The 14,484-nt window shown below is 68.4% G+C and carries 12 protein-coding genes and 2 pseudogenes; 8 read left to right on the top strand and 6 right to left on the bottom strand.

Translation table 11 applies throughout. The features are described 5' to 3' along the window. The 3 genes and pseudogenes from ADK36_RS46540 to ADK36_RS23455 form a co-directional block, all read right to left on the bottom strand. Positions 1-156: pseudogene (locus ADK36_RS46540) on the bottom strand (FAD-binding protein); the annotation flags it as partial. A gap of 457 nt (positions 157-613) precedes the next feature. Further along, complete coding sequence (locus tag ADK36_RS23460) at positions 614-1,138, bottom strand: hypothetical protein (RefSeq protein WP_048585906.1); 525 nt, start codon at positions 1,136-1,138, stop codon at positions 614-616. 775 nt (positions 1,139-1,913) lie between these two features. Further along, positions 1,914-2,540, bottom strand: coding sequence for a class I SAM-dependent methyltransferase (locus ADK36_RS23455; RefSeq protein ID WP_053198910.1), 627 nt, complete (start codon positions 2,538-2,540; stop codon positions 1,914-1,916). Between the two features lie 127 nt (positions 2,541-2,667). Between ADK36_RS23455 and ADK36_RS23450 the strand changes: the two genes are divergently transcribed. The 7 genes from ADK36_RS23450 (at position 2,668) to ADK36_RS23420 (ending at position 12,047) form a co-directional block, all read left to right on the top strand. After that, positions 2,668-2,895 (top strand): hypothetical protein, encoded by a 228-nt coding sequence (locus tag ADK36_RS23450; RefSeq protein WP_234329842.1) that lies wholly within the window; start codon positions 2,668-2,670, stop codon positions 2,893-2,895. Between the two features lie 390 nt (positions 2,896-3,285). Then, positions 3,286-4,428, top strand: coding sequence for a LacI family DNA-binding transcriptional regulator (locus ADK36_RS23445; protein WP_078942813.1), 1,143 nt, complete (start codon positions 3,286-3,288; stop codon positions 4,426-4,428). Positions 4,429-4,802: 374 nt separating this feature from the next. Next, complete coding sequence (locus tag ADK36_RS23440) at positions 4,803-6,194, top strand: ABC transporter substrate-binding protein (RefSeq protein WP_053198894.1); 1,392 nt, start codon at positions 4,803-4,805, stop codon at positions 6,192-6,194. A gap of 1 nt (position 6,195) precedes the next feature. Next, positions 6,196-7,092, top strand: coding sequence for a carbohydrate ABC transporter permease (locus tag ADK36_RS23435; protein WP_053198891.1), 897 nt, complete (start codon positions 6,196-6,198; stop codon positions 7,090-7,092). Beyond that, positions 7,089-8,021 (top strand): carbohydrate ABC transporter permease, encoded by a 933-nt coding sequence (locus ADK36_RS23430; protein WP_053198889.1) that lies wholly within the window; start codon positions 7,089-7,091, stop codon positions 8,019-8,021. The genes ADK36_RS23435 and ADK36_RS23430 overlap by 4 nt, the downstream gene beginning before the upstream one ends. 35 nt (positions 8,022-8,056) lie before the next feature. After that, positions 8,057-10,195, top strand: a complete 2,139-nt coding sequence (locus ADK36_RS23425; RefSeq protein ID WP_053198887.1) for a beta-galactosidase — start codon at positions 8,057-8,059, stop codon at positions 10,193-10,195. Positions 10,196-10,241: 46 nt separating this feature from the next. Further along, positions 10,242-12,047, top strand: a complete 1,806-nt coding sequence (locus ADK36_RS23420; protein ID WP_053198885.1) for an RICIN domain-containing protein — start codon at positions 10,242-10,244, stop codon at positions 12,045-12,047. 131 nt (positions 12,048-12,178) lie between these two features. Here ADK36_RS23420 and ADK36_RS23415 read toward each other — a convergent pair whose 3' ends face one another. Beyond that, positions 12,179-12,427: a hypothetical protein gene (locus ADK36_RS23415; RefSeq protein WP_053198883.1), complete on the bottom strand. Its 249-nt coding sequence runs from the start codon at positions 12,425-12,427 to the stop codon at positions 12,179-12,181. A gap of 220 nt (positions 12,428-12,647) precedes the next feature. On the opposite strand from ADK36_RS23415, the gene ADK36_RS23410 reads away from it, so the two are divergent. After that, positions 12,648-13,019, top strand: a complete 372-nt coding sequence (locus tag ADK36_RS23410) for a hypothetical protein (RefSeq protein ID WP_048585912.1) — start codon at positions 12,648-12,650, stop codon at positions 13,017-13,019. A gap of 595 nt (positions 13,020-13,614) precedes the next feature. On the opposite strand, the gene ADK36_RS50360 is transcribed toward ADK36_RS23410, so the two are convergent. Together ADK36_RS50360 and ADK36_RS51510 are read right to left on the bottom strand one after the other, a co-directional pair. Further along, positions 13,615-13,890: a hypothetical protein gene (locus ADK36_RS50360; RefSeq protein ID WP_053084757.1), complete on the bottom strand. Its 276-nt coding sequence runs from the start codon at positions 13,888-13,890 to the stop codon at positions 13,615-13,617. Positions 13,891-13,999: 109 nt separating this feature from the next. Continuing rightward, positions 14,000-14,350, bottom strand: a pseudogene (locus ADK36_RS51510) (DNA ligase); the annotation flags it as partial. Positions 14,351-14,484: the final 134 nt, after the last annotated feature.

Here is a 14,484-nt window from a genome sequence, read left to right as displayed (position 1 = left end):
GCCGAGGGAGTCGGCGAGGGCCTCGATGATCGCGAAGTTCTCCGCGCCGTTGACGCCACGGCCACCGGAGACCACGATCGCGGCCTCGGTCAGCTCCGGACGACCGGTCGACTCACGCGGCGTGCGGCCGGTGACCATGGTGTCGCGGGCAGCGGCCCCTGGACACTCGCGCTCGCCGTGGCCGCCGTTGCCTGGCCCCCCGCTGGCCACACACTCGTCCTCCCAACTACGACAGGAACTGGTTCGTGATCGGCGACCGACTCATGGGCGCCACGGTGTGCACCCGCTCGTCGTGAAAACGGCTGCGCGCTGCGAAGAGCCGGGTTGCGTGGCTCAGGTACGAAACGCCGAGTTCTCGGAAGACGCAGCGCCGGTGTGAGCCAGAGGCCACTGCGGCGACGCCGAGCCCACGGGCAGCAGCCGCTCGGTGACGGCATTTCGGACGTTCCGCAACGACAACATCCCTTCCACCCTCGGCAGAGACGGTGGAAGGGACGGATCTGTACGGTCTGCCTCGGCGGAAGCGCTCGAGCAGGAGCTGATCAGCCGTCAGAGAGACGGCTCAGCGCTCTCCCATACCATCGATGGTCTGGGCATTTCGGTACTCACATCGTCAGTGCGCGACCTTGAAGTCGACCGGCAGGAAGTAGTTCCACCCCTTGCCCTCCGCACCCGCGGTGGCCTTGACGTTGGTGACCTTCTTGTCCCAGTGCTTCGGCAGGGACGCCTTCACCTTGTACGTGGCGCTGGCACCGCCCTTCAGCGTCTTGTCCACCGCGAACGCGGCGAACGAGTGGGTGCTGCCATTGCGCTGCGGGGTGTGGCCCCATTCCACGGTCTCCCACTTGCCGTGGACGTACTCCTTGAGCACGGGCTGCTCGGCGGCGTAGGTGCTGTAGCCGACGTCGACATGCTTCACGGTGTGGTCGGTGAAGTTGTGCACGGTGACCGTGAACGTCTTGGGCGCACCGCCCGGCTTCAGGACAACATGCTTCGACCAGCCGCCGATCGACGTCGTCGGCCCCGCCGCGCCGGCGGCGTACGCGGAGCCCACACCCAGTACGGAAGCGGCGACGACCGCCGCACCGAGCACGAGACCACCGGTCCCGCGGAACACGCCACCCTTGTTGAACGTCATTTCGAGTTTCACTCCGATCGCTCTGGACCCTTGGGAGGCGCGAATCGGAACCCTCCGCTCCGCGCCCTGTCACGCCGGAAGATGAGGATCCGGCTGCTTCCGTTACAGCCCACCGCAAGGGTTTCCCGATCTATGGAAATCGCTTTACATGATCATGGGTGCAGTCGGTTCTCAGGTCCGCGGCTTGATCTCCGGCGAGAGGAGATCGCCTGCAGGGGCACTCGGTGACCGAGGATTCCACGCCCGATGGTGCGCATCGGCTACCCCAAGTCTGACAACTGAGGCAACCACCAGGGCGGCGGCGTCCAGGGCCGCTGCACCGCCACGCGCGACGCGCTGCCAGGACCGCCCTCCCCGATCCTCTCGCCAACTACACCTGGTACAACGACCAAGTCGACCACTGGGGCCCCGCCACCGGAAGCTCCTGCCGCGCCACCGTCGACAAGCCGACCAACTGGATACGGACATGTACGGGTCGAAGTCTTGGCCACGCTGCAGCTCTCGAACGAGGTCACATCCGATGTCATGCGTCATCAGGTGCAGCGACGCCGACCAGTTGGGCGCCACTGCGGTTTTCCATGAATCCGGCCCTCGAATTCAGCACGGAACCAGCACGGGGTTGGTGGCGTGCTGACTCGGGGTTGGCAGACCTGCCATGCTGCGCGCTCCAGCGAGCTCAACGCATGGGGGCGCGGTTACATAACGTTGCGGAAGACTTCGGCCGTTCAGGTCGACGATCGCCGGCCAGGCGACATCGTCGCGGATAGGCACGGACTCACGTGGTGGGGCGGGAGTGCACGCTGACGGCATAACCGCAGCCTTCGTCGTAGGGGTCGCCGCTCCAGGTGGCGTAGCGCTGCCGCAGAGTCAGTCCGGACTGGGTGCACCAGTGGTCGAACTCCGCAAGGGTCACCGATGGTTCGGACAGCGGCAGGTGTGCCGCGTCCAGTCCCATGCCCGTGACCAGCAGACCGCCGGGGCGCAGTGCGGCGGCCAGCTGCCGGACGACAGCCGGTTCGGTACCGGGGGCCAGCAGAGGGATGACGTTTCCGGCAGCGAGCGCCAGGTCGAAGCCCGGATTCAAGCCGAGGGCATCCAGACGGGCCAGGTCGCCGAGGAGCCACTCCTGCGTGGGCGCGTCGCGGCGGGCAACAGCGAGCATCGAGGGGTCGACGTCCACGCCGGTGCAGTAGTGGCCCAGCTCGGTGAGCCGGATCGCGATCCGGCCAGTGCCGCAGCCAGCGTCGAGAATCCGGGCGGCTGGCTTCAGTAGCGCGGCACAGAAGGCGGCCTCACCGTGGATGTCGTGGCCCGATTCGGCGAGCCGCGCGAAACGCTGAGCGTACTCCTCTCCGGCTTGTCCGCCGGTCAGATCCGCCCAACGGTCGCGTTGCCCGGTCATGTTCAGCATGCCTTCCGGTCAGCCTCGCCCAGCAGGAGCGAGGACAGGGCCATCGCCCCTTTACGCTCGTCGGTGCAGACCTCGCGGCCTGCTACAACGGTACACAGGGCGAGGCCCGCACCTCGGGGTGTCCATCACGCTGGAGGACGATGCGATCACCGCCGTCGAAGCCACGCCCCATGCAACGGACGAGACCTCACTCGACTTGCAGCGGCGGTTCGCCGAAGCGGTGCCGGCAGTCGTGGTCGGAAGGGGCATTGACACCGTGAATCTCGACGGCGTGGCGGGCAACAGCCACACCACGGCCGGATTCAACAAAGCCCTGGAAAAGATCAAGGCCGAAGCCTCCCAGTGACCTGACCCTCCTGCGCTCTGCGGCTACACGTATCCAGCGGCAACGAGCGGTCGTCGGTGGCCAGCCGGTCTGCCTCCGTGCTATGCCGGAAGTCGGTGTTCCAGGGTGTGACACAGCCCCCGACGCCGCTGTCGGCGCCGCCATGGTGGTGTCCGCCGACGGGGAGCCGACCGCGACCAGGCAGCCGAACCGTCGCATGCGGCGCCGCACGGGCGCCGGTTGTCCGCCGCCAGGACCCCGGTCCTGTCGGCGGCCCGGCCCGAGTCGAACGTTACGGATGCGTTCCGAACTCTTGACGACCGCTGTATGACTGCGTAGACATGTCAGCGCAGTCAGATAAACGGCGTCTGACATCATTGGGCTTCGATCGTGTCGCCATCGGGAGACGTCATGACGCGAGGGACAGGACAGGACGAAGGCCACGGCGCGCCGCGCAGCGTGGACGTGGCCCGTGTGGCCGGGGTCTCGCAGAAGACGGTGTCGAGGGTCTTCAACGACGAACCGTACGTTTCCGCCGACGTGCGCCGGCGCGTCCTCGAAGCCGCCGAGCAGCTCGGCTACCGGCGCAACAGCGCCGCCCGGGCGCTGGCCTCCGGACGGACCCGCTCGATCGGCGTGGTGACACTGGGGACGGCCCTGTACGGTCCCGCCTCACTGCTCATGGGTGTGGAGCGGGTCGTCCGGGACACGGGCTACGCGCTCCGCGTGGTCAACACGATGGAAGGCGACCCGGCGGGGGTTGCCGGCGCCGTCGACTCGCTCCTCGACCAGGGTGTGGACGGGATCGTCATCTCCGAGCCGATCGACGAGGAAGGCGGCGAAGGAGACCTCTCCGTCCGTGTCAACGTGCCGGTTCTGGTCCTCGGCTCGCCACCGCCTTTCACGGCCTCCACGGTGTTGTTCGGGGGGCGCGGCGCCGATCTGATGGCACGGGCGGCCGTCGAGCATCTGCTGGACCTGGGGCACCCGACGGTCCATCACCTCGCCGGTCCCCAGCGGTGGTATGCCGCCAAGGACCGTCTCGAGGGATGGCGGGCTGCGCTGGCCGCACACGGCAGGGAGGAGCCGCCGGTCGTCGAGGGCGACTGGTCGGCCGCGTCCGGCTACGCGGCGGGCCGGCAGCTGGCCGCCGACCCCGGGGTGACGGCGGTGTTCGCCGCGAACGACGACATGGCGATCGGCCTGATCCGGGCTCTGACGGAAGCCGGCCGACGGGTGCCGGAGGACGTCAGCGTCGTCGGCTTCGACGACATCCCGGTCGCGGCCTATGTGACTCCTCCGCTGACCACGGTGCGGCAGCCGTTCGACACGGTGGCGCAGGAGGGGCTCAAGCGACTCGTGCACGCCATCGAGAACCCGCAGGCAGAGGCTCTGCCGGCGAGCGACCCACCGGTCGACCTCGTCGTCCGTGCTTCGACCCAGCCCCCGCCGCCCCGGACGCCCCCGGGACGTCGACGACATAGCGCCTGCCCGTCCCGTGGCGAGGCGTCCAGTCCCTCGCTCCCGAAGAAAGGCCCGTCCACCCACCACTGACCGGCGCCGATCAGGTTGGGCCGCAGAGCCCAGCCCCGGCGCATGAGCCCAGGGGCTGGCCGCCGTACCGGCCACAGTTCAGCCCTGCCCATCCCTACCGCGTCCCGCTACTGCGGACGATCCCGCAACCCGGACGACGCGCGCATTCGCTTTCACCCAGTGGCTCTCGAGCCGCATGGCCGCAGCGCGCTGCGGTCCGTTCCGCAGGCACCTGCGTGCCGTACACCGGTCGCAGCCCGCGCAGCCGCGCATCGCGTATCCGTCGGGTCCGACGTCCAGATCGTCGCGCCCACGCTTGCTTTCTCCTTCGTCACCCCCTATCCGCACGCCCTCGTCCAGCGTGCTGTCCCCTTCGCCATCGGCGGGAGTTCATCATGCCCACATCCGGATCCTTCGCCAGCTATTCCTCCATGAACCGTCGCCTGTTCCTCACCGCGACGGGCGCCCTGTCGCTCGGCGCCGCCCTCACGGCTTGCGGCGGCGGTGACTCCGGCGGTTCCTCCGCGGCCGCAAAGCCGGTCAGTCAGGCCGACATCGACAAGGCGATGAAGACGCCGACCGAGCTGACGTTCTGGACCTGGGTCCCGAACATCGCCAAGGAGATCGCGCTCTTCGAGAAGAAGTACCCGGCCGTCAAGGTCAAGGTCGTCAACGCCGGCCAGGGTGTGCCGCAGTACACCAAGCTGCGTACGGCGCTGAAGGCCGGGAGCGGCGCCCCGGACATGGTGCAGATCGAGTATCAGGCGATCCCGACCTTCACGATCACCGACAGTCTGCTGGACCTGCGGCCTTACGGTGCCTCCGCGCTCAAGGAGCAGTTCGTCGACTGGACCTGGAGCCAGGTCAGCGGCAGCGACGGCGAGGTCTGGGCGATCCCCCAGGACACCGGACCGATGGGCATGCTGTACCGGCAGGACATCTTCGACAAGCACGGCATCGAAGTCCCGGGGACCTGGGACGAGTTCGCCGCGGCAGCGCGCAAGCTCCACAAGGCCGACCCCGACGTCTACATCACCAACCTCGCGGCGAACCAGCCGGCCGCCTGGCACGGCCTGCAGTGGCAGGCGGGCGCCGAGCCCTATGTGACCTCGGGCAAGAGTGACATCACCATCAGCGTCGACAACGCCGTCTCCAGGAAGCTCGGCGAGTACTGGGGCGGGCTCGCGAAGGAAGGGGTCATCGGCGTCGAGCCGGACTTCACCGACGCCTGGTACGCCGCGCTCAACAAGGGCAAGTACGCCACCTGGCTCACCGCGGCCTGGGGACCCGTCTTCCTCTCCGGCTCCGCCAAGGCCACCGCGGGCAAGTGGCGCGCGGCCCCGCTGCCGCAGTGGGACGCCACCAAGCCGAGCTCGGGCAACTGGGGCGGCTCGACCACCGCCGTCATTCGCTCGACCAAGAACCCCATCGCGGCCGCTGTGTTCGCGCAGTTCCTCAACAGCGACCCGGCCAGCGCGCGGATGTTCGCCACGGAGCAGTTCTTCTTCCCGGCGACCAAGGCCCTGCTCACCGACGCCGAGTTCGTCGGCCAGGCACCGTCGTTCTACGGCGGCCAGAAGGTCAACCAGCTGTTCGCCGACATCAGTTCCACGGTCAACTCCTTCTTCCAGTGGCCGCCGTTCCTCGACCAGGCGGCCACCGACTGGACCGAGACGGTCGGCAAGTCCCTCGCCGACAAGACCGACACGGTCCGCGCGCTCGGCACCTGGCAGTCGCGGCTGACCACGTACGCCAAGGGCCAGGGCTTCACCGTCAAGGGGAGCTGAGATGGCCGTCACCACCGCGACCTCCGCCAAGGGGAAGCGCCGTGCGGCAGGGCCACTGTTCGTCGCCCCGTTCATGGTGCTCTTCGTCCTGCTCTTCCTCGCCCCGCTCGGCTACGCCGCCTACCTCAGCCTGTACCAGGAACGCCTCATCGGCGGCACGGCGTTCGTCGGGCTGGACAACTACGTCAAGGCCGTCCAGGACCCGCTGCTCATCCACGGCGTCGGACGCGTCGCGCTGTTCTTCGTGATCCAGGTCCCCGTGATGCTGCTGCTCGCGCTGCTGTTCGCGCTCGCGCTCGACAGCGGACTGCTGCGGCTCGCGCGGGTGATCCGGCTGGGCATCTTCGTGCCGTACGCCGTCCCGAGCGTGGTCGCCGCGCTCATGTGGGGCTACCTGTACGGCCCGGACTTCGGCCCCTTCGCCCAGCTGAGCCGGAACCTGGACCTGCCGGTCCCCGGCTTCCTCAGCGAGAGTTGGATGCTCGGCAGCCTGGCGAACATCGTGACCTGGGAGTTCGTCGGCTACAACATGATCATCCTGTACGCCGCCCTGCGCACCATCCCCCAGGAGCTGTACGAGGCCGCCGCGATGGACGGCGCCGGCGCCTGGCGGATCGCCTGGTCCGTCAAACTCCCGGCGCTCAAGCCGGCGCTGATGCTCACCCTGCTGTTCTCCGTCATCGGCAGCTTCCAGCTGTTCAACGAACCGAACCTGCTGATGAAGGTCGCCCCGGACGTCATCAGCAGCTCCTACACCGCCAACCTCTACGCCTACTCCCTCGCCTTCACCGGCCAGCAGGTCAACTACGCGGCCACGGTGTCCTTCCTCCTCGGCCTCGTCATCGTGATCGCCTCCTACGCCATCCTGCTCACCGCGAACCGCAGGAGGACCCCGTGACGACCACGACGCCCACGGTCACCGCCGCCCCGGTGACGGACGCGGCTCCCGTCGCACCTCGGCAACACCGCCGCTCCCGTTCACGCCGCAGCACCCCGCTGACCATCGCCATGCTGGCCGCCCTGGCCTACTTCCTCCTCCCCCTGTTCTGGCTGCTGGTCGCCTCCACCAAGAGCACCCAGGACCTGTTCAACAGCTTCGGCCTGTGGTTCTCCGACGCCCCGCAGCTGCTGACGAACATCAAGGAGACCTTCGTCCAGGACGACGGGGTCTTCCTGCACTGGCTGCTCAACACGGTGATGTACGCCGGCGTCAGCGCGGTCGGTGCGGCGCTGCTCGCGGCGGGGGCCGGGTACGGCTTCGCCAAGTTCCGCTTCCGCGGCGACCGGGCCGCCTTCAACCTGGTCCTCGGCGCCGTGATGGTCCCGACCACCGCTCTGGCGATCCCGACTTATCTGCTCTTCGCCGAGGCGGGCCTGGTCAACACCCCCTGGGCGATCATCCTGCCCTCCCTGGTCAACCCGTTCGGTCTCTACCTCATGCGCGTCTACGCACAGGACGCCATTCCCGACAGCATCCTGGAGGCCGCCCGCATCGACGGCGCCGGGGAAGCCCGGATCTTCTTCACGATCGCCCTGCGATTGCTCGCGCCGGGCCTGGTGACCGTCCTGCTGTTCACGCTCGTGGCGACCTGGAACAACTACTTCCTGCCACTGATCATGCTCAACGACCCGGACCTGTACCCGATCACGGTCGGCCTCTCCTCCTGGGCCGCCCAAGCCCAGAACGGCGGGGCCGGCGCCAGCAGCGACATGCTCGCGCTCGTCGTGACCGGCTCCCTGATCTCGATCCTTCCGCTCGTCGTGGCCTTCCTCCTGCTCCAGCGTTACTGGCAGAGCGGCCTGGCCGCCGGCGGCGTCAAGCAGTAGCCCAACTCCCCGACTTTTCTCCGGAGGTTTCCTTCATGGCGGCTCTGCCTGCCCGCGTCCTCTTCGGCGCCGCGTACTACCACGAGTACACGCCCGCCTACGACCCCGAGCTGCGGCCCGACGAACGCCTCAAGACCGACCTGGACCTGATGGCCGAGGCGAACTTCACCGTGATCCGGGTCGGCGAGTCGGTCTGGTCGACCTGGGAGCCTACGAGCGGACGGTTCGACCTCGACTGGCTCCAGCCCGTCCTCGACGGCGCCCACGAACGGGGCATCTCCGTCATCATCGGCACGCCGACCTACGCCGCGCCGCCGTGGCTGGCCCGGCAGTACCCGGAGATCACCGCCGAGTACGCCACCGGGCAGCGCCTCGGCTGGGGCGCCCGCCAGGAGATCGACTTCACCCACCCTGCTTTCCGGTTCCACGCCGAGCGGATCATCCGCAAGGTGGTGGGCCGGTACGCCGACCACCCGGCGGTCATCGGATGGCAGGTCGACAACGAGCCGGGCCTGCACCTCTTGCACAACCGGGGTGTCTTCCAGCGCTTCGTGGACCATCTGCGCGAGAAGTACGGGGACGTCGAGACCCTCAACCGCGAGTGGGGCCTGGTCTACTGGTCGCACCGCCTGTCGACGTGGGCCGACCTGTGGACGCCGGACGGCAACGAACAGCCCCAGTACGACGTCGCCTGGAGGGAGTTCCAGGCCCGGCAGGTCACCGAATTCATCGGCTGGCAGGCCGACATCGTCCGCGAGTACGCGCGCCCCGGCCAGTTCGTCACCACCTGTATCTCCTACACCCGGCAAGGGGTGGAGGACGACGAGATGTCGGACCGCCTCGACATCGCCTCCGGCAACCCGTACTACGACATGCAGGACGGCCTCCTGCTGCCCGACCCCACTCCCGATGCCCACGAGCAGAAGTGGAAGACCACCGGGGTGTGGTCGATGTACCAGACTGCGGACTGGATGTTCTCCTCACGTCAGGAGCCGTTCCTGGTAACGGAGACCAACGCCCAGAGCATCGGTTTCGCGTGGGACAACCGGCCCGGCTACGACGGTCAGTGGCGGCAGGCCGCCTGGGCGCACGTCGCGCGCGGGGCGCGGATGATCGAGTACTGGCAGTGGCAGACCCTGCGCTTCGGCGCCGAGACCTACTGGGGCGGCGTGCTCCCGCACACCGGACAGCCCGGCCGCGCCTACGCCGAAATCGCTCGTCTCGGCGCCGAGTTCGAGGCGGCCGGTCCGCTCGTCGCGGGGCTCGAGCCGGACGCCGACATCACGATGGTCTACTCGATGCCCAGCAAGTGGCTGATGCAGAAGTACCCGCCGCTCGCCACGCCCGACGGCGAGCCGGACCAGGCCGCCTACCACCGCATCTTCGACCCCTTCTACCGCGGCGCCTTCGACGCCGACCGCCAGGTGCGCATCGTCCATGCCCGCCAGCTGCACGATCCGCGCGGCGAACGGGAGGGCATGACACCCGAGGAAGCCGTACAGCGCCACCCCGTCCTCGTGGCCCCGGCCCTCTACGTCGTCGACGACAGCACGCTCGACTGGCTGGAGGCCTACGCGGAAGCCGGCGGCCACCTGGTCCTCGGCCCACGCACCGGCTACGCCGACCACGAGGCCAGGGCCCGCCACGAGCCGACTCCCGGACGTCTGGTCGCCGCCGCGGGCGTCCAGTACGACGAGTTCAGCAACCTCACAGGCGTGGTCCCGATCAGCGCCGTGCCCGGCGGTCCGTTCGAGGTGCCCGCGGAGGCCACGGCGACGCAGTGGATCGAGGGCCTCGAGGTCGTCGACGCCGACGTACTCGCCGGCTACGACCACCCCCACTTCGGCCGCTGGCCCGCGGTCACCACCCGCCGCCACGGCGCGGGCCGCGTGACCACCGTCGGCACGATCCCCGGCCGCTCCCTCGCCCGGGCACTGGCCGCCTGGATGGCCCCGGTCGCGAGCAGCGGGTGGCAGGACCTCCCGGCATCCGTCACCGCGACGACCGGCACCTCTCCCGACGGCCGCCGCGTCCACATCGTCCACAACTGGAGCTGGGAGCCGGCGAGCGTCCCCGTCCCGGTGGACCTCTCCGACGCCCTGAACGCCACGTCACTCCCCGCAGGCACGGAGCTGGACCTCGGCGCCTGGGACGTACGCGTGTTCGTCTCCTGATCCGCCCCAGACAGTCATCTCCATGGCCATCCCCCGAGGAGGAACAATGCACAGAAGAAGAGCAGGGAAAGCGCTGGGAACTTTCGTCGCGGCATCCGCGATGCTGGCCATACCCGCGTCCGGCGCGCAGGCGTACAACCCGACCGGCGGCACCCTGTACCAGCTCGGCAGCGAACCGTGCCTGAAGGGACGTGGCAACTGCGCTGTCTACCCCAAGTCGGCGCAGCTGCCTAGCGGGCGACTGGTCGCGTCGTTCGAGAAGTCCACGGTGGTGCCGGAGACGGGAAGCGCCGACAAACAGACGCTCCCGGTCTACAAGAGCGACGACGACGGCACGTCGTGGCAGCCGCTGTCCGAGGTCAAGGCGCCCGCGTACATCTCCAGCGACTCCAAGTACGCGAAGTACACGAGCAACTGGACCAACCCGTACCTCTACACGCTTCCGCAGGACGTCGGGAACCTGAAGCAGGGCACGCTGCTCCTCGCCAGCGTCGTGTCGGGCGACGACTACTACTACAAGGAGCACAAGGCGGCCGACCCGAACTGGACCCCGTCCAACGACGGTGACCGCAAGGACATGGCGATCGCCCTGTACTCCAGCACCGACGACGGTGCGACATGGAAGATCCTCAACATCGTCGCGACCGGCGGCTGGCAGGGCGGCAGCGCGGGCGCGACCGGGCAGAACATCGCGAACGCCAACACGAACAAGCAGGTCGATCCCCTCTGGGAGCCGTACCTGATGGTCTACAAGGGCAAGCTCGTCTGCTACTACTCCGATGAGAACGACTACCTCGGCTTCAACGCGGACACCGGCGTCCCGACACCGGACCCCGCGAACGACACCGCCACGGATTCCCTCGGTCAGATCCTCGTCCACAAGACCTGGGACGGCCGCAGCGCGAACTGGAGCGATCCCGTCGTGGACCTCGCGGGTCTGACCCAGGACATGGGCGGCGGCAAGAGGGAGATCGGCGGCGGGCGGCCGGGCATGACGAACGTCGTGCGGACGACGGACGGCAAGTGGATGCTCCCCTTCGAGTACTGGGGCGGCGGTGCCAACACCAGATACGTGATCGCCGACAGCCCGCTGGAGTTCTACAAGGGCTCCGCCACCGGCACGGACGTCGCTTCGTTGCCGGTCGGCTCCGGTTCCCGTCTGCTCGCCAGAAACGGCAGTCCTGTGATCATCAGGCTTCCGGGAGGGCGCCTGGTCTACAACGCGGCAGGCAGCGGCAACGTCTGGGTCAACGAGAGCGGACGCAGCGACGGTACGTGGAAGGAGTACCAGACGACGTCTCAGGCCGGCTACAGCCGCAACCTCCAGTACGTCGAGGGCACCGGGCGGATCGCGATCCTCAACAACCAAGGCACTTCGACGCTCAAGTTCGCCGAGGTCGACCTCGGCCACTCGGACGGCGCCTACTACCAGCTGGTGAACCGCAAGACCGACCAGGTGATCGGCACCGGGAACAACACCAACGACGCGAACCTCGGCAACGGGGACGTTCCCGACGTCGTCCTGGAGGACCCCGGCTCCGCGGCGAACCCGGACACCCAGTACTGGCACGTCGTGACCGAGCCGAACGGCGGCACGACCCTGCTGAACAAGTCGGGCGGCCGCGCGGCAGCCATCTGGACCGGCAACGCGACGGCCGGCCAGCGCATCGGCCAGTGGGTCGACAACAGCTCCACCGGCAGCTGGAACCTCATCAAGACCGAGGACGGCTTCTACAAACTGCAGTCGGTCAAGAACACGAACCTGTACCTGACCGGCACGGCCGACGGAGCGCCGCTGACCCTGCAGAACGCGGCCACGGACGGCTCCCAGGACTGGGAACTCGTCCAGTAGGCTCCCGCCGCCTCTGTCGGCGGCACCCCGTACGAGGGCTCTCGGGGGCGCGGTTCCTCGTACGGGGTGGTCTCAGGCGGACGTGGCCGTGGGTCAGGCCAGCGTCGATGTGTCGATCGCGCAGCGGTAACTCACGTCGGGCCGAAGACGGCCACGGACAGGGCACCGCCGAGCCGGCGGGAGGCTTCAGTGCGCCGCTCGGTGCCGGCACGCAGGGCGGGGACGCGGTCGAGGAGCAGTGAGGTCACCACCGGTACAGCGAAGCCGCCGCCGGTTGCGACCGGGATCATCAGCCGCAGATGTCGAAGGTCGAGCTGTACGCGGCGATCCGGCGTGACCATCGCGGCGGCATGTCGATGCGGGAGCTTGAGCGCAAGCACGGCGTGACCGGCGGACGGTACGGAAGGCGTTGGACTCCTCCTGGCCGGAGCCTCGTAAGAAGCTGCCACCCCGAGCCACCACGCTGGACCGGCGCATCATCACCAAGCTCCCGCTGTCGGCTCGTTGCATGACGGCGCTACTGCGGGCGCTGCTTGTGCTGACCAACACCGAAGTCGCACGCGGGCAGACGATGTCCGCCGGATCCCTTCCTGCGCCGGAATGGCCCAGGCGGCCATGTCGTACGGCGGCGACTTCAGCTGGCGCTCGACGGAGGTGAAGAGGCTGGCGAACTGCGCCGCGAGCGACTGGTCCAACAACAGCAGAAGCGGCAGCCAGATCACCGGTTGTGGCAGCGCGGGTTCCAACTCGTACTGGGACAGCGATCACCTCGTCGGCGCCAGCGTGCACACGATCAACGGCCGGAAGGTCGGCTATCGCTCGGACCAGTCGTGCCCGCCCGCGCGCGGCTTCAAGTACCTCAAGTGCTGGTATGTGGGCGGCAAGACCAAGGGCAACCCGGTCATCACCGTCTCCGTCATTAGTTACGGAAGCGGTGGCATGGACACTGCCGTGGACTGGTACTACCTGTAGGCCCGGCTCCGTCCGCACGAAAGGTGGTCCCGGCGCCGCGAGTCCCGGGACCCGCTGCCCCCGACCAGGCGGACCGACCCAAGGCCGGAAACACACCAAGGCCAGCAATACCAGCCGAGCGGGTGACCGGCTCACTGAGCGGGGTGGGCTGCTTCGCTGATCTGTACCGAGCCGCCAACCCCATCATCTACACGCGGGCCACAACGTCCGCACGCACGGGGCGGCCCACGAGGACCGCCGCACGAGACGAACGAAGCCGACCGCATCGAGCTTCATACGTGGCCTGAACCGCCCCCGGTCTCCCCTCCGGTCGGCCTCTGCCACTACTCCCACTTTCGACGGCCAGCCGCCCTGCGGGACGGCTGGCCGTCCCGCATCCCCAGACACGACAATGCCGCCGTCGTTTGTCATCAACATCCGCGAGCTGGGTGATCACCAACCGCCTCCGGAACCGGTCGACAAACGCTGTCCCCAGAGATCAACGAAGCCATCCAGGGGTTCCGTGAGCTCCCGGCAGCTACTTCGCAGGGACGAGGGCGACGCCAAACGAGATGTTCGCGTCCCTCGCGCCCGGGTCCGAGCCGCGCGGCTCCGTTCAAGTACTGCGCAGCCGGGTGACCGTCACCACGGCATGCCGGGTCGTCCCGGCTAGGACCTCAACTACCAGTCCCGGAGAGGCAGTGGTGTAGGGCTCCCCGGCCCTGGTCCGCGCGCCCCGCGGCGGGCCACTGGCTGCGAAGTGCACCGCGACCTGGGCGGCGAGCGGCGCTTCCAGAGCCTGGGTGAGCGCGACACGTCCGTCGGGGAGGCGAACCGCGAGTGCCCTCGGCCGCGCGGCCGACCCGGTGTAGCCGACAACGTCGGCCTCCACGGTTTCGGCGTGCCTGATCTTCTTCCAGATCCGGCCGGTGGTCCTGGAGATGGAGCTTGGCGACGATTCCTTCGATTCCTTGCTCCGGGAGTTGTTGGTACCAGGTCATGGCCACTGCGGGGTCGTCGGTCATCGGGACCAGTTGGATCGACGGCTTGACGTCGTGCTCCTCCAGCAGGTCGACGAGTAGGGCACGGCGGTCGTCGTACCGCCGTGCTCGGACGTCGCCGTGCTTGGGGTGGAGAAGGATGTCCCACGCCACGAAATGGGCGGGCAGGTCCTCGGCGAGGCGGCGTGCGCGGGCCGGGGTGGACAGGGCGCGCGACTGGGCGGCCGCGAAATCGATCTTTCCGTGGGCGTAGATCACTGCTGCGCCGTCGAAGATCAGGCTCGGCGGGAGGATGTCGAGGGCAGCGAGGGCCAGGTCCAGCCAGACCGGCGTGACGTCCCGCCCGGAGCGGGCCTGGAGCCGGACGGTGGCTTCCTCGCGCCAGACGACGGTCCGGTAGCCGTCGAGCTTGGGTTATGCGCTGCTGAGCTGTCCGCGGGATATCGTCCGGCGCCATGTCGATCATTGGATGGCGGGTGCACTTC

The organism is Streptomyces viridochromogenes (assembly GCF_001270495.1).
Classification (GTDB): Bacteria; Actinomycetota; Actinomycetes; order Streptomycetales; family Streptomycetaceae; genus Streptomyces; species Streptomyces viridochromogenes_A.
The sequence above is the reverse complement of the archived record's forward strand: the minus strand, read 5'-3'. Positions and strand labels throughout refer to the sequence as shown.